21 protein-coding genes are annotated in these 21625 nt (G+C 30.7%); 11 read left to right on the forward strand and 10 right to left on the reverse strand.

The window, feature by feature from the left end; translation table 11 throughout:
• Positions 1–2: 2 nt before the first annotated feature.
• The 4 genes from ACI5KZ_RS03075 to ACI5KZ_RS03090 all read right to left on the reverse strand — a co-directional run bounded on the left by ACI5KZ_RS03075 (position 3) and on the right by ACI5KZ_RS03090 (position 4626).
• The gene (locus tag ACI5KZ_RS03075) at positions 3–1115 is read right to left on the reverse strand and encodes an O-antigen ligase family protein (protein ID WP_406846862.1); all 1113 of its coding nucleotides are present in this window, start codon (positions 1113–1115) and stop codon (positions 3–5) included.
• A gap of 30 nt (positions 1116–1145) precedes the next feature.
• Positions 1146–2111, reverse strand: coding sequence for a glycosyltransferase family 2 protein (locus ACI5KZ_RS03080; protein WP_406846863.1), 966 nt, complete (start codon positions 2109–2111; stop codon positions 1146–1148).
• A gap of 78 nt (positions 2112–2189) precedes the next feature.
• On the reverse strand, positions 2190–3521 hold the full coding sequence (gene murJ, locus ACI5KZ_RS03085) for a murein biosynthesis integral membrane protein MurJ (RefSeq protein WP_406846864.1): 1332 nt from the start codon (positions 3519–3521) through the stop codon (positions 2190–2192).
• Positions 3522–3534: 13 nt separating this feature from the next.
• Positions 3535–4626: a glycosyltransferase family 4 protein gene (locus ACI5KZ_RS03090; protein WP_406846865.1), complete on the reverse strand. Its 1092-nt coding sequence runs from the start codon at positions 4624–4626 to the stop codon at positions 3535–3537.
• A gap of 452 nt (positions 4627–5078) precedes the next feature.
• Here ACI5KZ_RS03090 and ACI5KZ_RS03095 point away from each other — a divergent pair, with 452 nt between their 5' ends.
• A complete protein-coding gene (locus tag ACI5KZ_RS03095; RefSeq protein WP_109309945.1) occupies positions 5079–6584 on the forward strand; it encodes a T9SS type A sorting domain-containing protein in 1506 nt (501 codons plus the stop codon).
• A 51-nt stretch (positions 6585–6635) separates the two neighbouring features.
• Here ACI5KZ_RS03095 and ACI5KZ_RS03100 read toward each other — a convergent pair whose 3' ends face one another.
• From ACI5KZ_RS03100 to ACI5KZ_RS03125, 6 genes are all read right to left on the reverse strand, one after another.
• Complete coding sequence (locus ACI5KZ_RS03100) at positions 6636–7007, reverse strand: DUF4258 domain-containing protein (RefSeq protein WP_109309946.1); 372 nt, start codon at positions 7005–7007, stop codon at positions 6636–6638.
• Positions 7008–7059: 52 nt separating this feature from the next.
• Positions 7060–8259: an alanine dehydrogenase gene (locus tag ACI5KZ_RS03105; protein ID WP_109309947.1), complete on the reverse strand. Its 1200-nt coding sequence runs from the start codon at positions 8257–8259 to the stop codon at positions 7060–7062.
• A 61-nt stretch (positions 8260–8320) separates the two neighbouring features.
• The gene (locus tag ACI5KZ_RS03110; RefSeq protein WP_406846866.1) at positions 8321–8842 is read right to left on the reverse strand and encodes a hypothetical protein; all 522 of its coding nucleotides are present in this window, start codon (positions 8840–8842) and stop codon (positions 8321–8323) included.
• On the reverse strand, positions 8805–8945 hold the full coding sequence (locus ACI5KZ_RS03115; protein ID WP_165815848.1) for a hypothetical protein: 141 nt from the start codon (positions 8943–8945) through the stop codon (positions 8805–8807). Before ACI5KZ_RS03115 ends, ACI5KZ_RS03110 begins: the two co-directional genes overlap by 38 nt.
• Before the next feature lie 186 nt (positions 8946–9131).
• The gene (gene tsaE, locus ACI5KZ_RS03120) at positions 9132–9554 is read right to left on the reverse strand and encodes a tRNA (adenosine(37)-N6)-threonylcarbamoyltransferase complex ATPase subunit type 1 TsaE (protein ID WP_406846867.1); all 423 of its coding nucleotides are present in this window, start codon (positions 9552–9554) and stop codon (positions 9132–9134) included.
• 74 nt (positions 9555–9628) lie between these two features.
• The gene (locus ACI5KZ_RS03125; protein WP_109309949.1) at positions 9629–11182 is read right to left on the reverse strand and encodes a PglZ domain-containing protein; all 1554 of its coding nucleotides are present in this window, start codon (positions 11180–11182) and stop codon (positions 9629–9631) included.
• Positions 11183–11219: 37 nt separating this feature from the next.
• Here ACI5KZ_RS03125 and ACI5KZ_RS03130 point away from each other — a divergent pair, with 37 nt between their 5' ends.
• The 10 genes from ACI5KZ_RS03130 to ACI5KZ_RS03175 all read left to right on the forward strand — a co-directional run bounded on the left by ACI5KZ_RS03130 (position 11220) and on the right by ACI5KZ_RS03175 (position 21623).
• Entirely contained in the window at positions 11220–12449 is a 1230-nt protein-coding gene (locus tag ACI5KZ_RS03130; RefSeq protein WP_406846868.1) for an HD domain-containing protein, read from the forward strand.
• 24 nt (positions 12450–12473) lie between these two features.
• Positions 12474–13502 (forward strand): UDP-3-O-(3-hydroxymyristoyl)glucosamine N-acyltransferase, encoded by a 1029-nt coding sequence (gene lpxD, locus ACI5KZ_RS03135; RefSeq protein ID WP_109309951.1) that lies wholly within the window; start codon positions 12474–12476, stop codon positions 13500–13502.
• Positions 13489–14895 (forward strand): bifunctional UDP-3-O-[3-hydroxymyristoyl] N-acetylglucosamine deacetylase/3-hydroxyacyl-ACP dehydratase, encoded by a 1407-nt coding sequence (locus ACI5KZ_RS03140; RefSeq protein ID WP_109309952.1) that lies wholly within the window; start codon positions 13489–13491, stop codon positions 14893–14895. Before lpxD ends, ACI5KZ_RS03140 begins: the two co-directional genes overlap by 14 nt.
• Before the next feature lie 27 nt (positions 14896–14922).
• The gene (lpxA, locus tag ACI5KZ_RS03145) at positions 14923–15708 is read left to right on the forward strand and encodes an acyl-ACP--UDP-N-acetylglucosamine O-acyltransferase (RefSeq protein WP_109309953.1); all 786 of its coding nucleotides are present in this window, start codon (positions 14923–14925) and stop codon (positions 15706–15708) included.
• Positions 15709–15756: 48 nt separating this feature from the next.
• Complete coding sequence (gene efp, locus ACI5KZ_RS03150; protein WP_109309954.1) at positions 15757–16323, forward strand: elongation factor P; 567 nt, start codon at positions 15757–15759, stop codon at positions 16321–16323.
• Between the two features lie 67 nt (positions 16324–16390).
• Complete coding sequence (locus ACI5KZ_RS03155) at positions 16391–17326, forward strand: UDP-3-O-(3-hydroxymyristoyl)glucosamine N-acyltransferase (RefSeq protein ID WP_109309955.1); 936 nt, start codon at positions 16391–16393, stop codon at positions 17324–17326.
• Positions 17327–17734 carry a nuclear transport factor 2 family protein gene (locus ACI5KZ_RS03160; protein ID WP_406846869.1) on the forward strand — a complete coding sequence of 136 codons (408 nt, stop codon included), beginning with the start codon at positions 17327–17329 and terminating at the stop codon, positions 17732–17734.
• Between the two features lie 69 nt (positions 17735–17803).
• Positions 17804–18676 carry a succinate--CoA ligase subunit alpha gene (gene sucD, locus ACI5KZ_RS03165; RefSeq protein WP_109309957.1) on the forward strand — a complete coding sequence of 291 codons (873 nt, stop codon included), beginning with the start codon at positions 17804–17806 and terminating at the stop codon, positions 18674–18676.
• A 158-nt stretch (positions 18677–18834) separates the two neighbouring features.
• Positions 18835–19581 (forward strand): 3-oxoacyl-[acyl-carrier-protein] reductase, encoded by a 747-nt coding sequence (gene fabG, locus ACI5KZ_RS03170; protein ID WP_406846870.1) that lies wholly within the window; start codon positions 18835–18837, stop codon positions 19579–19581.
• Between the two features lie 8 nt (positions 19582–19589).
• Positions 19590–21623: a VWA domain-containing protein gene (locus ACI5KZ_RS03175; RefSeq protein ID WP_406846871.1), complete on the forward strand. Its 2034-nt coding sequence runs from the start codon at positions 19590–19592 to the stop codon at positions 21621–21623.
• The last annotated feature ends 2 nt before the right edge of the window (positions 21624–21625 follow it).

Here is a 21625-nt window from a genome sequence, read left to right on the forward strand (position 1 = left end):
GTTTAAGTATTTAAGTTGTTTAAAGTTTCTGGTTGCTTTTTAACTTTTAAATAGAGCCAAATAGACGTAAATAAAATAAAATAATTATCAAAATAATTATGAGATACTAATAAAAAAGTGATTAAAACAGCAGCAATACAAGTGTATTCTGGATTGAGTCTGATGTGTTTTAAACTTCTAAAAAACAGAGATAGATAAATAATAATTAATAGTAAGAATGTCACAATACCAGACTCTCCAATAGCCATTAAATAGGTGTTGTGAACTCCAGCTCCCACGCTACTAAAGTTTGATTGTCTTCCATGTAGTGCATTGTAACCGATTCCAGTTACAGGATTGTCCAAAATAACATCTGTGTATAATGCCCATGTTTCAGTTCTTGAGCCTTTAGTAATTGTTTTTGTTTCAACTTCTTGACTGCCAAAGAGACTTTGAAAGGCAGAAAATCGAGTAGTGTTAAGGTTGAATAAAGTGGATACAGATAGTACGACAGCAATACCAACAGTACCTGCTACCAAACTAATACTATTCTTTCTATTAGCTATAATAGCTATAACATTAACAATTACTAACAACATGATAAAATATCTTGAAAGCGTCATTATGCCAGCTGTTACAATTAACAACTGAATAAACAACTTTAAATATTTACTTTTAAAGTAAAGGGTTAGTGAAAAAGCGATTAAACAAACAACTCCTGCAGCATTTGGATTAATATAAAATCCTCCATATCTACCATAAGGAGTAGAGAAAGCTACAGCATTTACTAATACACTCATAGCACCAATAAAAGCATATATACCAAATTCTTTTTCGTTAGTTTCTTTTGCTAAAGAAACGGCTCCAATAATGAATATAAAATACTTAATTGCATCTGTGTAAAACTCCCTAAGTGGTCCTGTGTAATTTATGCCTGATATTAAAAAATAAGAAAGCCCTAAAACAATAAAAGCAATTGGTAGTTTTGGTTTTTTATTTAGAAAGTAATAAAAGAAGACACCTCCAAATAATAATACACTAAATAGACTACCAATACCTGAACCCAAAGCTGATAAGCTAAAAGACACGAGGTTTAGTAAAATTAAAGCTAATAAAAAGTACTTTAATATTTTCATAATTATAAAAACAGCCTATATTGAAGTGTGTTAACCAATTATTTTTAAAAATAGTTTTTTAAATGGCCAGCAAATATTCACTAACATTTTTATGCCTTTAGAATCTAGAGCATCTATATAATCTTGTCTTTTAAAATCTAAAAAGATAGCTGCTCTAATAAGCGAATACACTCTAATTAAAAATATTTTAGGGTTTTTCCAAAAATAGTCTTTGTAAAACCAATTAAGAATACATAAAGAAAAAACTGCCATGCCATAAGCATCTTTTGCATGATCTTGATTTGAAATTCTATTTCCAGTATCAAGATAATAGATTCTTAACACATCGTTTGTATACATGGTTTTATATTTATGTTTTGCAATTAGATTCCATAAAGTTCCTTCTGGAATATAACCTTTAGAGAAGGTTTCTGGGTTTACTTTTATACCTCTTAAAATATCCGTTTTAATAAATCCCCATTTTTCTGAAAGACTCAACTCGTTTAACCTGTTTTGAAACGAATCGCTATACAAGGGATCAACTTTAAATTTTTCATCTATATAATTGCCATCTTGGTCTACACATAAACAAGTAACACCACTAATATTAGGCTGCATTTCTTTTGGGATGCTGTTGTATCTTTCTAAAAACACTTCTAAGGCATTTTCTACACATTCATCGTCTGAATCTAATGGAAGAAAAAACTCTCCTTTTGCCAATTCCACACCTTGTACAATACAAGCCATTTTATGGCGGTTTTTTTCGTTATTAATATAACGAATATTCATGTTTGATTTACTTATCAATTCTTGAATAACTTCGTGAGAATTATCTTGAGAACCATCATTAATAATTAAAAATTCAAAATCTTTATAAGTTTGCTTTTCTAGAGAATTAAAAACTCGATGAATCGTATCTCCACGATTAAATACTGGAGTAAACATGGTGAATTTATATTCAAATTTAGACGGCTTATCTAATGGTGTATAGGTTGGTAATAATTCTTTTAATGTCATATTAATAATCTTTATTTAATCTATTCTATTCTTCACTTTAAAACAAGATATATATTTATATGCGTTTTGCATAACAATTTAAATCTTCTTTTGTTTGTTTGCATAGGAAAAAAGCACCAAACTCCTTATTATGTAAATGGTTGTTGTACAGAGAACAATACCATAAACACCATAGAGTTTCATGAAAATGAAATCTAAAATAATGTTTAATGTCATGCTTCCAAAAGATACATATGCCATAAATGCATTCTTATTAAGGCTTGTTAAATACTGAACAATAATATTATCGCAAATATAAAAAGGTGCACCAATTAAGAGAATGACTTGTAGTTTTGATACAAGTAATGTGTCTTCTGAAGTAAATTGATTGCGTTCAAAAATAAATGCAACAATACTATCTGAGAACAAGATAATTGGGATGATAAAAAACACTAAAGAAATAAATACAAATTTTAAAACTTTTCTTAATTGATTCGATGCTTCTTCTTTGTTTTCTGTTATAAGTTTCGAAAAATGTGGTAATAGAACTCTCGATAATGCTAAAACTACAATGGCAGTAAAAAATGCTGGTATTTTAAGGGCATAATTAATGGCAGCAATAGAACCAACAACCAACTGTGCAGCAAAATACTTATCTGTAATGGGTATTAATCCCGTTAAAAAACCAGAACTCACTTTTGCAGGCAACTGTTTAAACATAAAGATGGTGCCTTCTGCTTTAAAATCGGGTTTGTTAAGTTTTATAATGTTTTTAGATTTTGCTACAATGGCTAAAAATAAAAACTCTACAATACTACCTAATAACATTGCAACCGCTAATACTTTCTCTTGAAAAACATCTTTAAAAAAGAACAATAGTATTAATATAATAATCGAAGTAAAAACGGGATAAATTGTAGAATATTTAAATTCGTTATGGATGTTTAATAACCCACTTAATAAAGAGGAAAGTCCCCAAAATAAAATACATGGTAACAAATAGAAAAATTGTGTTTTAATTAAAGCATAGTAAGCTTCTGTATGATTTGGGAAAAACAGTTCCAAGAAAGTGTTTGTAAACAAGTAGGCGAGTACCATAAAAAAAATGGTTGTACCAATAGTTACCATAAAACTTGTTGATTGAAAAGAACCAATCGGTCGATCTGATTTTTGTTCACTAATATAATTTGGAATAAAAACAGATTTAAAAGCACCTAAAAAAACCTGATAAATAAACCCAGGAACTAAAGAGGCAATTAAAAAAGTGTCTAATAATTCAGAAAGCCCAAAACTACTCGCAACTACTATTTCTTTGTAAAAACCAAAACCTTTGACAATAAGTGTTACAGAAGCAACTGCAACAACATTCATGACCATTGGGTTTTTTCTAAGCGACTGAAACAATGACGTTATGTAGTTTTTTATATTCAAAAAAAGACAGTTTTTATTTTAGAATTAGTTTATTTATTAGTGTTGTCCATTCTAGAACAATTTTAGTTGGATGATAAGCTTCGGTTGTTTGCATGGCATTTTTTCCAAATTTTGCTTGTAAAGTAGCATCGTGCATAAGTTTTGTCAAACCTTTTTCTAACTCCTTTTGATTTCCAACAGGAATTAATAAGCCATTCTTATTATTTTCAATTATTTCTGAAGGGCCATAAGGACAATCAGTTGAAATACAAGCCAACCCATAGGCCATCGACTCAATAATAACATTTGGAAAACCTTCGTATTTTGAAGTAAAAGCAAATATTTTAGCTTTATTATAATGTGTAGATACTTCAGATGAGTTTCCTGTTAATATGATGTGATCATCCATTCTTAAAGAGGTTATTAATTCTTTAAGTTTACTGTAATTATTACCGTCTCCAACAAAAACTAACTTCCAATTCTCATGATTAATATTTGAAAATGCGTGGATTAAAAGGTCTTGATTTTTTGGTTCTGCCAATCTTCCAACATTTAATATGATGTTTTCTTTAGGAATAGTTTCATCTCTTTTTTCTAAAAGGTTTTGGTTAATAGGGTTTTTTAAGATTTCAATTTCAGATTTTATAAAAGATTTGAAATATTTCTTATTAGCTTTTGTTTGAACTACTAAACAGTTACTAAAAGGATAAGCTATTTTTCTAATACGACTCCATACTTTATTAATAGTACTGAATTCCGGGTTAGCCCTTTCGCTTATAATGTTTGGAATGCCAAGTATTTTAGATGCAACAATGGCATACACATTTGTTATAGGCATAAAACCTATGACAATATCAGTTTTATTCTTTTTTAATATTCTAATTAAGTTATTAATTAATTTAAAATTGTTTGTTAAAGACTGTAAGAGAGTTGGATTAGAATTATAATTTTTTTGACAATATTCTATTGTTACATCTGGATGTAACTTATAAAAGGACTCACAATTATAAAGCACAATAATACAAACATGGTATTCTTTAACAAGTAGGTTTGCCAGTGTGGTAACAACACGTTGTGCGCCACCTGCATTTAAACTTGGTAAAACAAAAGCAATGGTTTTTTTCAAATTAAAAATGGATTGTTATTGTACGAATTTGATGAGTTTTTAAGAAATGATATTTAATTTTTAAAAGTATGTATTTTTTTATTCTAAAATCCTGTCTCAATAATTAATTAGATGAACGAACCAATTTATAATTTAAAGTGCACGTTAATATTATATAATTAATAAGGAATTAATTAGAATGTTGATAACCTGTTAATTACTTTATTGTTTTTAAAAAATCCAAAACTAAATTCTCACCGTATATAAAACTGTTGTTCATTTTTTTCATGTAGTTTGTCGATCGGTAAATAGTTTAAAAGTCAATTTTATACTACAAAATACATTGTATGTAATATTATTACTACAAAATTAATGTATTTTATCGAATTTATAATTTTTTTAGTCGATTTATGAACTGCATTTTAATAGATTAGCAAACATTAATAGCAAGATTAATAGCAAAACCCCTAAGTATGAAACATTTATATGTTGGAAAATTCTCACGTAGTGAGGGTTTTCAGAGAATTTTATTTTTTTATTTTTTATTTTTAAGCTTTATACTAAAAGCACAAAACTATCCTGAAACAATTTCGTTAAATGCCATTGATTATAATCAATATCAACCACCAACTGGACCTGCTCCAGATTATTTGGAAGTAAAAACCAATGAATTTGGTAATGAGGTTATTAGAATTAGTGATGCTGCAGAATTTGGTACCACAGGACAAAACTTAAGACATCACTATTCTTTAGATCAACCATGGAATGCAGATGGTTCATTAATCAAGTTAGCAGGATATCCTGCTGCAATTTTAGATGCAGAAACAAATGAGTTCTTATATTGGGCATCCATTCCTAGTGCTGCAACTTGGTCTAATGTAAACCCATTAACCATGTATGGCACCTCTGGTAATAGATTAGTGCGATACAATGTATCTACAAATAATAATCAAATACTACATACATTTAGCGGATTTTCGTCTATAGAATATAGTAATAAAGGAAATATGTCTAATGATGATAAATATATTGGACTGATTGGTGAAAATGGAAATAACCAAACATTAATTGTATACAATATTGAAATCGATCAGATAGTTGCTACTCATTATATTGGAGCAAGTAATATGAGTTGGTTTTCTGTAAGTCCATCAGGTCAATATGCTATTATGTATTTTTCTGAAGATGGTAATGGAGAAAATCAAGGTATTAAAGTATTTGATATTGATTTAACCAATAAAAGACATTTAAACGATTATACAACGCATTCTGATTTAGGAACAAATACTGATGGTGAAGATGTTTTTGTTGCCTTTGGTGATCCAACTACAAGAAATAACGATTATTATTTAAAATCTGTACGTTTAAGAGATGGTATGGTAACTCCATTATTCCACTTTACGCAATCTACTGGTGTTTGGGGAGGACATATAAGTTGTAGAAATACAGATAGACCTGGTTGGGCATATGTTAGTGAAGGATGTTGTAATACGGTTGGTTATAAAGAAATTTTTGCAATTAAATTAGATGGCTCAGATATGATAGAAAGATTCGCAGTGCATCATACTGATGAAAATGCAGGATATGGACATCAAGCACATGCCGTTCCTAATAGAGATGGAAGTCAAGTGATGTTTGCTAGTAATTGGGCCAATAGTTTTACAGGAGCATACCCTCCATCGTTTATTGCAAGAGCGCCATCAACACTAGGTGTTGAAGATAATGAAGCAATAGCATCAAACGGAATTAAAGTATATCCAAATCCTTCAAGAGACGGATTAGTAAATGTTAAACTTGATGGAAATATTGCTGTTAAATCAATTCAGGTTTACGACATGTTAGGAAGAGCAATACAAACTCAAGAAATGGTAGCTAACAATATAACGTTAAATTTATCAAGTTTACCTCAAGGTGTTTACTTATTGGCTTTTAAAACAGAAAATAATGGTTCTGTTACCAAACGAATCATATTGAATTAAAAAAGTGAAATAATTTATAAAAAAAGCCTGAAATAATATTTCAGGCTTTTTTTATTCCCATTTCATTGTTTGAACAGTTGCAATACTATCGCAATTCTCGACCATTAAAACAAGGTCTTTATTATTTAACGTTCCTTCTATAGCATAAATACCACAAGGATCTTTTCTAGTCTCGCTTTTAGAGAAATTGATATCTCCACGCAATAAGATATTTCTTATTTCTAATGAATCAATGTCACCATTTATTATGGTATTCTCAATATTTTGAGAGTATTTAATGTGTTTTAAATTAATGTTTTTTAAAACTCTAGCTTCAGGACCATAATTGCAAGATACTTTTTTGCCATTTAAAAAAACAGCTAAAACAATCAACCCAATTGAAAATCCACCTAAATAATAGCCAATTCTATGTAATAATTTCATTTAGTTTAAGTTTATATATGAAATTTCAGAAGGCTTAACTATTTTAATTCATTTAAAAAATAAGCAAGTTTATATCGCTATGTTTTAAATCAAACCACTCTCCAACAGATTTGCTGGTTAAAATTCCGTGGTAAAAATACAATCCATTTTTTAATCCCTTATCAAATCTTAAAGAATTTTCTAATCCACCATCTTCAGCAATTTTTAAAAGATAAGGTGTAAAAATATTACTAATTGAAATTGAAGCAGTTCTGGAATAACGAGCAGGTATGTTAGGCACACAATAATGTATAACACCATGCTTCGTATAAGTTGGGTTTTTATGAGAAGTCACTTCACTAGTCTCAAAACAGCCTCCCATATCAATACTAACATCAATAACAACGGCACCATTTTTCATATTGGCAACCATAGAATCTGAAACTAAAATAGGTGATCTGTTTTTTCCTCTAACAGCTGCAATAACCACATCGCAACGCTTTAATGCTTTGCTTAGATTTTTTGGCTGTAGCGTAGATGTAAAAAAGGTTGTACCTAAATTTACTTGCATACGTCTTAATTTGGTTACAGAATTATCGAAAATTTTAACATTAGCTCCAAGTCCCATAGCACTTCTTGCTGCAAATTCCCCAACGGTTCCTGCTCCTAAAATAACCACCTCGATTGGTGGAACGCCACAAACGTTACCAAACATTAGTCCATTACCATCGTTTACATTGCTCAATAATTCTGAAGCGATAAGCACTGAAGCAGTTCCTGCAATTTCACTTAAAGAACGAACAGCAGGATAAGCACCTGTTTCATCTCTAATAAATTCGAATGCTAAGGCAGTAATACGTTTGGCAGCTAAAGTTTCAAAATATTTTTTTGTTTGGGTTTTTAGTTGAACAGCCGAAATTAATATGGTTTGCGGATTGATAAGTTGTATCTGTTCTAGGGTAGGAGGCTCTACTTTTAAAATCATGGGACATCCATATACTTTAGAAGTGTCTTTGGTAATTTCGGCACCAGCTTCGCTGTATTCTTTATCTTTAAAATTGGCACCTTCGCCTGCACCAGACTCAATTAAAACACGATGCCCATTATTTACCAAAGCTGAAACAGCATCTGGAGTTAAGCAAACTCGTTTTTCTTGATATGCAGTTTCTTTTGGAATACCAATAAATAATTCGCCTTTTCGCTTTAAAATTTCTAAAGTTTCTTCTTGAGGCAATAATTGTTGTTTGGTAAAAGGAGATAAAGATTTAGACATAAGTTGCTCGTTATAATAGGAGTCAAATTACGAATAAATTTTTTAATGTTAAGAGTGTAATTTAAAAATACTGTTTAATTTTTTCCCAAATGTTTTTAGGTTTAATCATAAATTCGTCTTCAAGTTCTTCCATAGTTTTAGAAGCCGTATTTAATTTATCGAACATTTTAGCTCTAATAAGATAAATGGTTGGGATAATTATAGCCATCAATGGAACCAAATACATTAGCTGAAACTCATCCACAAAAGAAATATTATCATTAAATATGCCAAATATTTGATATAAATACATAGCAATCGGTACTAAAATAACATGATACCACCAATGCCTGCAAGTAAAAAACCAAATAAATAATAATAATAGAGGTATAGCTTTACCAGTAAAAAGCCACATTACATAATTTGCATTTTCATAACTTCCACTATCGTATGAAAATAAAAAAGTGTCCCAAACTCTTTTAGTTGGAACACTTTCGTATAAATAAAATAAGTAAGGTGTGATAGCTAATATTGTAGCTACTACACTTCCTATAATTAAGCTCTTTTTATCCGTTTGACGGAATTGGATAAGCTCTTTTTTCAATTTTTGGTGCGTCTTCATTAGCTTGGAATAAATTAGCTGCTTGAGCTGTAAACAACATTCCACCGAAAATTGCAATTGCAATTACATACTTTTTAGTTTTCATAATATAAGGGATTTAATTAATTAATACCCCAAATGTATGTGAGTAAGCAGTATGTTAAAAGAGTCAAATGTTAAAATTATGTTAAAAACACGCTTTTTTCATTTTTCCGTTACGGTTTTTCCGTAATCGAACCTCTTTTTGGTAGATTTTGGTTGTTTATTATATATTTTTTTACTTATTAAACAATTATTTTAAAAATAGATGCCTTGTGTTTTTGTCTTTTATAGATAAATTCACACAATGGTAATTTTCTGTAATTAAATCTTCAATTATTTCTGGCCATTCAATAATAATCCAATGGTTTGAATCTAAATAATCTTCAATACCAAAATTCAATGCTTCATCAATATCTTTTATTCTGTATAAATCGAAATGAAATATTTTATCATTAAACAATTCATATTCATTTACTATAGAATATGTTGGACTACTTACTTCATCTGTACTACCTAGTTCATTAACAAGTTTTTTAATTAAAGTTGTTTTGCCAGCTCCCATCTCTCCATAAAGCAAAATAGTTTTGCTTTTTAGGTTCTTAAAGAGTTGTCTAGCAACAGAATCTAGCTCAGATAAACTATAATCAACATTCAAAATAGCTGAATTTTGCATACAATAATAGGAATAATAATTTAAAAAAACTAATAAAATGTGTATTTCGTCGGATTTTTATGCATTACACAGATTTATTTTGGGCTTAAAACTACAAATGGAATTATCATTTCTTCTAAAGAAACACCTCCATGTTGGTAAGTGTTTCTAAAGTAACTAACATAATGGTTATAGTTATTTGGATAAGCAAAAAACAAGTCTCCTTTTGCAAAAATAAAAGAACTACTCATAGTTATAGAAGGCAGGTGGATGTTTTTTGGATCTTTGGCAACTAATACGTCTTTATCTTCGTAAGTTAAACTTCGACCTGTTTTATAACGTAAATTTAAACTGGTGTCTTTATCTCCAATTACTTTTGATGGGTTCTTAACATTAATAGTTCCATGATCTGTAGTTAGTATTAATTTAAAACCTAGTTGTTGTGCTTGCTGAATCATTTCTAAAAGGGGAGAGTTTTTAAACCAGCTTTGTGTTAGAGAACGATAGGCTTTATCATTAGAAGCTAATTCCTTTACGACATCCATTTCTGTTTTGGAATGTGAAAGCATATCGACAAAATTATAAACAATAACAGATAAATCATTGTCTTTTAAAGATTTAAAATTTTCAACTAGTTTTTTTCCTGTTTTTAAATTAGTTATTTTATGATATTCAGTTTTTAAATGAGAAAGTCCTAGACGTTTTAATTGTGCTTCTAAAAAATCGTCTTCATGAAGGTTTTTTCCACCATCATCAGTATCGTTTTTCCATAAGTTTGGGTGTAACTTTTCCATGTCGCTAGGCATTAATCCAGAGAAAATAGCATTTCTAGCATATTGTGTTGCAGTTGGTAAAATGCTAAAAAATGGTGACTCAGATTCTTTTTTATAATAATTATTTACAATAGGTTCAAAAGCTTTCCACTGGTCGTATCTTAGATTATCGATAACTACTAAAAGTGTTGGTTGTTCTTTACTTATTTCTGGAACAATTTTGTTTTTAAATAATGTATGAGATAAGGTAGGTGCATCTGTATGTGGCTCAAACCAACTTGGATAATGTTTGTCAATAAACTTCCCAAATTGAGTGTTTGCTTCACTTTTTTGAGATTCTAGAATTTCAAACATGCCTGCATCTTCTATGTTTTCTAATTGGATTTCCCAATAAATTAATTTTTGATATAAAGAAACCCATTCTTCATAACTATTAACCATACTTAAATCCATGGCTATTTTTCGAAACTCTTGTTGATAGTTTGAAGTTGTTTTTTCTGAAACCAACCTAGAATGATCTAAGTTTTTCTTCAGACTCAATAAAATCTGATTTGGGTTAACAGGCTTAATTAAGTAATCGGCTATTTTATTACCAATAGCCTCTTCCATAATATACTCTTCTTCACTTTTGGTTATCATTACTACAGGTAGTGTATCTCGTTTTTCTTTTATTTCATTTAGAGTTTCAAGTCCAGTTAAACCTGGCATATTTTCATCTAAAAAAACAATATCAAAGTTTTTATCTTCTAAAACTTCAAGAGCTTCAGTACCACTTTGACAAGTAGTAACTAAATAGTTTTTCTTTTCAAGAAAGAGGATATGGGGTTTAAGTAAATCAATTTCATCGTCAACCCAAAGAATATTTATATGGTTCATGTATATTTGTTTAAATTATTATGTAAAAAGTATCAGCTTGATTGTGCAAAACAAACTCAAAATATTTAACGACCCAATTTACGGATTTATTACTATTCCAAATTCGTTAATCTACGATTTAATTGAACACAAATATTTTCAACGCTTGCGAAGAATTTCGCAAATGGGCATGTCTTATTTGGTATATCCAGGAGCGCATCATACCAGATTTCATCATGCTCTTGGTTGTATGCATTTAATGCAAAAAGCTGTTAATGTCTTGCGTTTTAAAGGGGTTAGCATTTCTGAAGATGAAGAGCAAGCGCTTTATATAGCCATTTTATTGCACGATATTGGTCACGGACCTTTCTCTCATGCTATGGAACATAGTATTGTAAATGGTGTTTCTCATGAGGAGATTTCCCTGTTTTTTATGGAACAACTCAATAGAGACTTTAACTTAAGTTTAACTCTAGCCATTCAGGTTTTTAAAGGAGAGCACCCTAGAAAATTTCTATGTCAGCTAATTTCAGGGCAATTAGACATGGATCGGGCAGATTATTTAAAACGTGATAGTTTTTATACTGGTGTTGCTGAAGGAAATATTAATAGCGAACGCTTAATTACCATGCTCAATGTGGTTAATAATAAATTAGTAGTTGAAGAAAAAGGAATTTATAGTGTTGAAAAGTTCTTGGTAGCACGAAGACTTATGTATTGGCAAGTCTATTTGCATAAAACCAGTTTGGCAGCAGAACAACTTTTAATTCGAGTTTTAAAACGTGCCAAAGAACTTACAAGTCAAGGTGTAGATTTAAAAGCTAGTAAAGCTTTACAATATTTTTTATCTAATGAAATCACTTTAGAAGATTTTAATAGAGAAACACTCGAAATTTTTGCAAGATTAGACGATTACGATATTGTTTCAGCCATGAAAGAATGGCAGTTTCATGACGATTTTGTTTTAAAAAACTTATGCGACATGCTTATAAATCGTGATTTGCTAAAAGTAAAACTAAAAAACAAAAGAATTAAACCCGAAAAACTTCAAGAGCATATTCAAAAACTAATAGACACTTATCAAATTAATAAAGAAGAAGCCGAATATTTTGTCTTTACTGGAGAGATTTCTAACCAAGCTTATCAAATAAAAAAACAACATATTAATATCTTGTATAAAAACGGTAAAGTTCAGGATATAATTAAAGCTTCAGATCAATTAAACTTAAAAGCACTCTCAAAAACAGTCACAAAATATTATATCTGTTACCCTAAAGAAAAACTTTAGCACTTTTTTCCTATTTTTGCTGGAATGAAATTTACAGCGCAACAAATAGCAGGAATATTAGAAGGAGACATTGTGGGCAATCCAGATGTTGAAGTTTCTAAGCTATCCAAAATAGAAGAAGGTACAGAAGGTTCGTTAACCTTCCTTGCTAACCCTAAATATCAGTCCTATATTTATTCAACAAAAGCTTCTGTAACAATAGTTAATAAAACGTTTGTCCCAGAAAACCACTTGGAAACAACTCTAATTAAAGTAGAAGATGCTTATAAGTCTTTTTCTAAATTATTGGAATATTATAATATGGTAAAGCTAAATAAACAAGGAATTGAAGTTCCTTCATATGTTTCTGAAACGGCAACCTATGGACCTAATATATATATAGGAGCATTTACTTATATTGGAGAAAACGTAAAAATTGGTGAAAACGTCAAAATATTTCCCAATTCATATATAGGCGATAATGTTGTTATTGGAAACAATACCATTATTTTTGCTGGAACTAAAATTTACTCTGAAACTATTATTGGTTCAAATTGTGTTTTAAACTCTGGAGTTATTATTGGAGCTGATGGTTTTGGCTTTATGCCTAATGAAAAGGGTGAGTACAATAAAGTACCACAAACAGGAAATGTAGTTATTGAAGACTTTGTAGATATTGGTGCAGCTACTACTATTGATAGAGCAACTTTAGGCTCTACAATAATTAGAAGAGGTGTAAAATTAGATAACCAAATTCAAATAGCTCATAATGTGGAAATTGGTAAAAACACTGTTATAGCAGCACAAACAGGAATTGCTGGTTCTACAAAAATTGGCGAAAATTGTATCATTGGTGGACAAGTTGGATTTGCTGGACATTTAATTATTGGAAATAATGTAAAAATTCAGGCACAATCTGGTATAGGAAAAAATATTAAAGACAACGAAGTTTTACAAGGTTCTCCTTCGTTTAATTATAGCGACTGGAATAAGTCTTATGTGCACTTTAAGAATCTTCCTAAAATTGTAAAGAATATAATCGAATTAGAAAAGAAAGTAGATGGCAATAATTAATACTGAAGTTAAGCAAAAAACCATTAAAGAAGAAGTGTCTTTAATTGGTGTTGGATTACACACAGGAAAAAATGTGACCTTAACTTTTAAACCAGCTCCTGTAAACTCAGGATTCGCTTTTAAACGTGTAGACCTAGAAGGTACACCGGTAATAGAAGCTGATGCTAATTATGTAACTAATACACAAAGAGGCACTTGTTTAGAAAAAAACGGAGTGACAATTCAAACATCAGAGCATGTTTTGGCTGCCTTGGTTGGATTAGATTTAGACAATGTCATTATAGAATTAAATGCTTCCGAGCCACCAATAATGGATGGTTCTTCTAAGTATTTTGTCGAAGCTATTGAGAAAGCTGGAATAGAAGAACAAGACGCTTTTAGAGAAGAATATGTAGTAACAGATGTCATTTCTTATACGGATGAAGAATCAGGAAGCGAAATTCTAGTAATGCCTTCTAGCGAATATCAAGTAACTACCATGGTAGATTTTGGTACCAAAGTTTTAGGAACACAAAATGCAACTTTAAAAAGAATATCAGATTTTAAAGATGAAATTTCAGACTCTAGAACGTTTAGTTTTCTTCATGAACTTGAAACACTTCTAGAGCATGGCTTAATAAAAGGAGGAGATTTAAATAATGCCATTGTGTATGTGGATAAAGAAATTTCACCCACTACAATAGAAAAATTAAAAATAGCGTTTAATAAAGATAATATTTCTGTTAAACCAAACGGTATTTTAGACAATTTAACGTTGCATCATCCAAACGAAGCTGCTAGACACAAGTTGTTAGATGTAATTGGTGATTTAGCTTTAATTGGTGTGAGGTTAAAAGGAAAAATTATAGCAAATAAACCGGGACACTTTGTAAATACACAATTTGCAAAAAAAATGTCTAAACTTATTAAAAATGAAAGACGTAACCACGTTCCGAAAATTGACTTGAATCAAGAACCATTAATGGATGTCAATCAAATTATGGATATGTTGCCACACAGACAGCCATTTTTATTAATTGATAAAATTTTTGAACTAACAGATTCTGGTGTTATTGGTATGAAAAACGTAACCATGAACGAACCGTTTTTTGCAGGACATTTTCCTGGAGCTCCTGTAATGCCTGGAGTTTTAATTGTAGAAGCAATGGCTCAAACAGGAGGAATACTTGTTTTAAGTACTGTTCCTGATCCAGAAAATTACCTTACATTCTTTATGAAGATTGATAATGTAAAATTTAAGCAAAAAGTAGTTCCTGGAGATACGTTAATCTTTAAATGCGATTTAATTTCGCCAATACGTCGTGGTATTTGCCATATGCAAGGCTATGCTTATGCTAATGGAAAATTATGTGCAGAAGCAGAGCTCATGGCTCAAATAGCAAAAGTTAAATAATCAAGTAAGTAAATAAAACTTAATCAAATGAATCAACCACTAGCTTACGTTCATCCTGGAGCTAAAATTGCAAAAAATGTTGTAATTGATCCTTTTACAACCATTCATAATAATGTTATTATTGGTGAAGGTACTTGGATTGGAAGTAACGTTACTATTATGGAAGGTGCTCGCATTGGTAAAAATTGCAATATTTTCCCAGGTGCTGTTATTTCAGCCGTTCCTCAAGATTTAAAGTTTGATGACGAAGATACTTTGACCATTATTGGAAACAATGTAACCATTAGAGAGTGTGTTACTATTAATAGAGGTACCACAGATAAAATGAAAACAGTTATTGGTGACAATTGTTTGATTATGGCATATTGTCATATTGCTCACGATTGTATTGTTGGTAACAATTGTATTTTCTCAAATAATAGTACTTTAGCAGGACATATAACTGTTGGAGATTATGTAGTTCTAGCTGGTATGACAGCTGTTCATCAATTTTGTTCAATTGGTAATCACGCATTTGTAACAGGAGGATCTCTTGTAAGAAAAGATGTGCCACCATTTGTTAAAGCTGGTCGAGAGCCATTATCTTATGTTGGAATTAACTCAGTAGGATTACGAAGACGTGGTTTTTCCACTGAAAAAATAAGAGAGATACAAGATATATATCGCATTTTATATCAAAAAAATTATAATAATACTCAAGCTTCAGATTTAATTGAAGCAGAAATGGAAGCAACACACGAACGTGATGAAATACTTCAGTTTATCAAGAATTCACATCGTGGTATTATGAAAGGGTATTTTAAATCAAATTAATGTAGTTTCAAAAGAAAACACACATACAACTTAACAACAAACAATAGAATGGCAAGTACAAGTGATATTAGAAACGGATTATGTATCAGATATAATAACGATATTTATAAAATAATTGAATTTTTGCATGTAAAACCAGGAAAAGGACCTGCTTTTGTTAGAACTAAAATGAAAAGTGTTACCAATGGAAAAGTGTTGGATAACACGTTTTCGGCTGGACATAAATTAGAAGATGTTCGTGTGGAAACACATAAATTTCAATTTTTATATCATGATGGCGAATTTTACCATTTCATGAATACAGAAGATTACACACAAATTCGTTTGCTTGAAGCAGCTTTAGATAGAGCAGATTTAATGAAAGAAGGCGAAGTAGTAACAGTTCTTATCAATTCAGAAGACAACATGCCTCTATCGGTAGATATGCCAGCTAGTGTTATTTTAGAAGTCACACATACTGAGCCTGGAATTAAAGGGAACACAGCAACCAATGCAACAAAACCAGCAACGGTTGAAACTGGGGCTGAAGTAAATGTGCCGTTGTTTATAAACGAAGGAGACAAGATTAAAATTGAAACAGAAAAGGGCACTTATAAAGAAAGAGTTAAAGAATAACTAATTTAGCAGTTAACAGAATCAGATAATAATTGTAAAACCGAGACTGAAACTGAAAACTAAGCCTATGAAGTTTCCAACGCCACATACTTTAGAACAAATATCTAAAATAATTGATTGTCAATTTTTAGGCGATGCCAATTTTCAAGTTTTAGGCATGAACGAAATCCATGTAGTGGAAGCAGGAGATATCGTTTTTGTGGATCACCCAAAATATTACGATAAAGCTTTAGAGTCTGCTGCAACTATTGTTTTAATTAACAAGGAAGTCGCTTGTCCAGAAGGTAAAGCCCTGCTAATTAGTGACGATCCTTTTAGGGATTTCAATAAATTAACGCAACATTTTAAACCTTTTGTTCCTTCGATTTCAGCCATCTCAACTTCAGCTAAAATCGGAAAAAACACCATTATTCAACCTAATAGTTTTATAGGCAATAATGTGGTAATTGGAGATAACTGTACTATCCATTCGAATGTGAGTATTTACGATGATACCGTAATTGGTAATCACGTAACCATTCATGCAGGAACTGTATTAGGAGCTAGTGCTTTTTATTACAAAAATAGACCTGAAGGTTTCGATCAATTAAAATCCAGTGGAAGAGTTGTTATAAAAGATCATGTAGATATTGGTGCATTATGTACCATAGATAAAGGAGTTACTGCAGATACAACCATTGGAGAAGGCTCAAAACTAGACAATCAAATTCAAGTTGGTCATGATACGGTTATTGGTAAAAAATGCCTTATTGCATCTCAAGTTGGAATTGCAGGTTGTGTTATTATTGAAGACGAAGTCACCATCTGGGGACAGGTAGGTATAACTAGTGGAATTACAATTGGTAAAAAAGCAGTAATTTCAGCTCAATCTGGTGTTAGTAAATCTTTAGAAGGTGGTAAAAGTTATTTTGGCACACCAGCTGATGATTTTAGATCAAAATACAAAGAAATAGCTTCCATTAGGATGATTCCAGAGATTTTAGAGAAATTAAAAATTAAATAAATGAGCCCTAAAGAAATAGTAAAACAATTTTATGAATACAACTTAGTTGAGAATAAAATTGCTGTTGAAAAATATTTTCATGAGAATTGTGAATTACATTGGAATAGCAGTAAAGGATTTCAATTATTGAATTTTGAAGATATTCAAGCCTTCTTTAATAATGTTAATGACACCTACTTTAATCTAAGGTCAGAAATTAGTCACTTACTTCAAGATGGAGATTTTGTTACTACTAGATATACTGTTTATGCTAGAACAATTGAAAATCCAGATGAAGAAATTCCTTTAGCACATTATATAAGCATATGGGAGTTAAAAGATGGTAAATTGTTTAAAGGTCATCAAATAAGTCAATTAGCAGATGATGATGCCATTCAAGCCAATTCTTTTTCAGAAATTAAAGTTTAAATTACTTTATAAATAGCAGTTAAAAACTTACTTTTGCAACGTTTTAAAAACATAAAAAATTAATCGATAATGAGCGTTTTAGTTAATAAAGATTCAAAAATAATAGTACAAGGTTTCACAGGAAGTGAAGGAACATTTCATGCAGGTCAAATGATAGAGTATGGAACGAATGTTGTTGGTGGTGTTACACCAGGAAAAGGAGGGCAAACACATTTAGACAGACCCGTTTTTAATACAGTTCAAGAAGCTGTAGAACAAGCAGGTGCAGATACAACTATTATATTTGTACCACCAGCTTTTGCAGCAGATGCCATTATGGAAGCTGCAGATGCAGGAATTAAAGTTATTATAACCATTACAGAAGGTATTCCTGTTGGAGATATGATTAAAGCTGCAGACTATATTAAAAATAGAGACTGTAGGTTAATTGGGCCTAACTGTCCAGGAGTTATTACTCCAGGTGAAGCTAAAGTTGGTATCATGCCAGGTTTTGTTTTCAAAAAAGGAAAAGTAGGGATTGTTTCTAAATCGGGTACTTTAACTTATGAAGCAGCAGATCAAGTAGTAAAACAAGGATTGGGCATTACAACTGCAATAGGTATTGGTGGAGATCCAATTATTGGAACAACAACCAAAGAAGCTGTGGAATTATTAATTAACGATCCAGAAACTGAAGCTGTAGTAATGATTGGTGAAATTGGTGGTCAATTGGAAGCAGATGCTGCTAATTGGTATAAAGCTAGCGGATCTAAAAAACCTATTATTGGCTTTATTGCTGGTGAAACTGCTCCTGCAGGTCGTACCATGGGTCACGCTGGGGCTATAGTTGGTGGTAGTGATGATACGGCTCAAGCAAAAAAGAAAATTATGAGAGCTTGTGGAATTCACGTAGTCGATTCACCTGCTGAAATTGGTAAAAAAGTAAAAGAAGTTTTAGGATAAAATCTTGTTTACATATAAATAAACCTCATAAATTCATCTTAATTTTATGAGGTTTTTTATTTCATATAACTTCTTATCGCTATATTTGATACTAGAAATCAACCAAACGAATCAACCATTTCGTACAATTGTGTTATTCGTACCAAAAATATATTAGAATGAAATTATTAGATGGAAAAACAGCCATTATTACTGGAGCAAGTCGAGGAATAGGCAAAGGTATTGCACAGGTTTTTGCTAAACAAGGTGCTAATGTAGCATTTACTTATAGTTCGTCTGTAGAAGCAGCTAATGAATTGGAAAATGAATTAAATGCACTTGGTATTAAAGCTAAAGGATATAAAAGTAATGCAGCCGATTTTAAAGAAGCTCAAGAATTAGCAGATGCTGTAGTAGCTGAATTTGGTGCCATAGATATTTTAATTAATAATGCAGGAATCACAAAAGACAATTTATTGATGCGTATTTCAGAAGAAGATTTTGATACCGTTATTGAAGTTAACTTAAAATCTGTTTTTAATATGACCAAAGCTGTACAACGTACGATGTTAAAACAGCGTAATGGTTCTATTATTAATATGAGTTCTGTAGTAGGTGTAAAAGGAAATGCTGGACAGACTAATTATGCAGCTTCTAAAGCAGGGATTATTGGTTTTTCAAAATCCGTAGCCTTAGAATTAGGTTCAAGAAATATTAGAAGTAATGTGATTGCTCCAGGTTTTATTGAAACTGAAATGACAGCAAAATTAGATGAAGCTACTGTAAAAGGATGGCGAGACGCTATTCCATTAAAACGTGGAGGAACACCTGAAGATATTGCTAATGTTTGTGTATTTTTAGCTAGTGATATGAGTTCTTATATTACAGGGCAAACCATCCATGTAGATGGTGGTATGCTAACTTAAAATTATACATGCAAACAGAAACAATTTTATATATAATATTATCTGGAATTATAGCGCTATTCGTAGCGCTTTTTCAGTATAAATATAAAGTGAAACAGCGCTCGAATCGGCAAATTATTTTGGCTACTCTAAGGTTTGTAACTGTTTTTTCATTATTGCTTTTACTTATAAATCCTAAATACGAAAGTCAAAGTGTTTATCTAGAAAAACCAAATTTGGTAGTAGCTGTAGATAATTCAAACTCTATAGCTTATTTAAAACAAGATGCGAATGCTTTGACTGCTTTAGAAAATATCACTTCTAATGCAGAAATTAATAATAAATTCAATGTGCAAACCTATGCCTTCGGAAAACAAGTAAAACAGTCTGATTCCATTACTTTTAATGAAGAGCAAACCAACCTTGATAAGGTGTTCCATGAGTTCAATCAAATATATAATCAAACTGTTTCTCCAACAGTTTTAATAACCGATGGGAACCAAACTATTGGGAACGATTATGTGTTTTCTGCAGCCAAATACAAACAACCCGTTTATTCAGTAATACTTGGAGATTCAACAGTTTACTCAGATCTAAAAATCCAACAGTTAAATGTGAATAGATATGCCTATTTAAAGAATAAATTTCCGGTAGAAATTATTTTGGTATATCATGGAGAAGAAGCTATAAACTCTGTGTTTAGAGTAAGAAGTGGATTAGCAACAGTTTTTTCTGAAAAAGTAAATTTTACCAAAGAAAATAATTCTCGAATATTAAATTTTTATTTGCCAGCCAATCAGGTTGGAGTTCATACCTATAAAGCGATTTTAGAACCTTTAGATAACGAAAAAAATACAGTAAATAATCAGAAGGATTTTGCTGTAGAGGTGATAGATCAAAAAACGAATGTTGCTATAGTGTCTGAAATATTACATCCAGATATAGGTGCTCTTAAAAAAAGTATCGAGGCTAATGAGCAACGACAAGTCGAAATTTTAAAACCTATTAATTATTTAAATAAACATAATGATTTTCAATTAGTTATATTATATCAGCCAAATAATAACTTTAATTCTGTATTTGAACATTTAAAAAGTACAAATAGCAATTATTTTTTGATTTCAGGAACAAAAACCAACTGGAGATATTTAAATAGCCTCGACTTAAATGTCACTCACGAAATCACTAATCAAACCGAGGATTACCAAGCAGTTTTAAATTCAGGGTTTTCAAATTTTATTGTTGAAGATTTAGAGTTTGAATCGTTTCCACCTTTGAAATCTAGTTTTGGTGAAGCCCAGTTTAAAATACCATTTCAATCCATTTTATATAAAAAAGTTGGAAATTATGCTACAGAAAATAGCTTACTAGCCACTTTAGAGCAAAATGGTACGAGAAAAGCTGTATTGTTTGGAGAAAACATTTGGCAATGGCGAGCACACAGCTATTTAATCGATAAGTCTTTCAATAATTTTGATAATTTTATTGGAAAATTAGTTCAATATTTAGCTTCTACTGAAAGAAAAACCAGACTAAATGTGGATTATAAGTCTTTCTATGAAGGAAATTCAAGTGTGCTAATAAAAGCGCAGTTCTTTAATAAGAATTATGAATTCGATTCCAAGGAATCTCTTTCAATAATAGTAACTAATAAGGTTTCTAAAGAAACCAAAAGCTTTCCATTTATTTTAAAAAACAATTACTATCAAGTAGATTTAAGTAACTTGTCTGCTTCCGAATACGACTTTACTGTAAATGCTGCCAACGAAAAAATATCTAAATCTGGAAGTTTTAGAATCTTGGAATATAATATTGAACAGCAGTTCTTAAATGCGAATTTTGAAAAACTTCAACAACTTGCAAAATCTAATAAAGGAAATAGTTATTTCGCAACAAATAGCAATAATTTAATTAACGATATTTTACAAGATGAAAGGTACAAACCAATCCAAAAGAGCCATAAAAATGTTGTACCTTTGATCGACTGGAAATATCTTCTAGCATTAATTGTTTTTTGCCTATCGGCAGAATGGTTTATTAGAAAATATAACGGATTAATTTAAAA

The organism is Xanthomarina sp. GH4-25, assembly GCF_045363175.1.
Lineage (GTDB): Bacteria > Bacteroidota > Bacteroidia > Flavobacteriales > Flavobacteriaceae > Xanthomarina.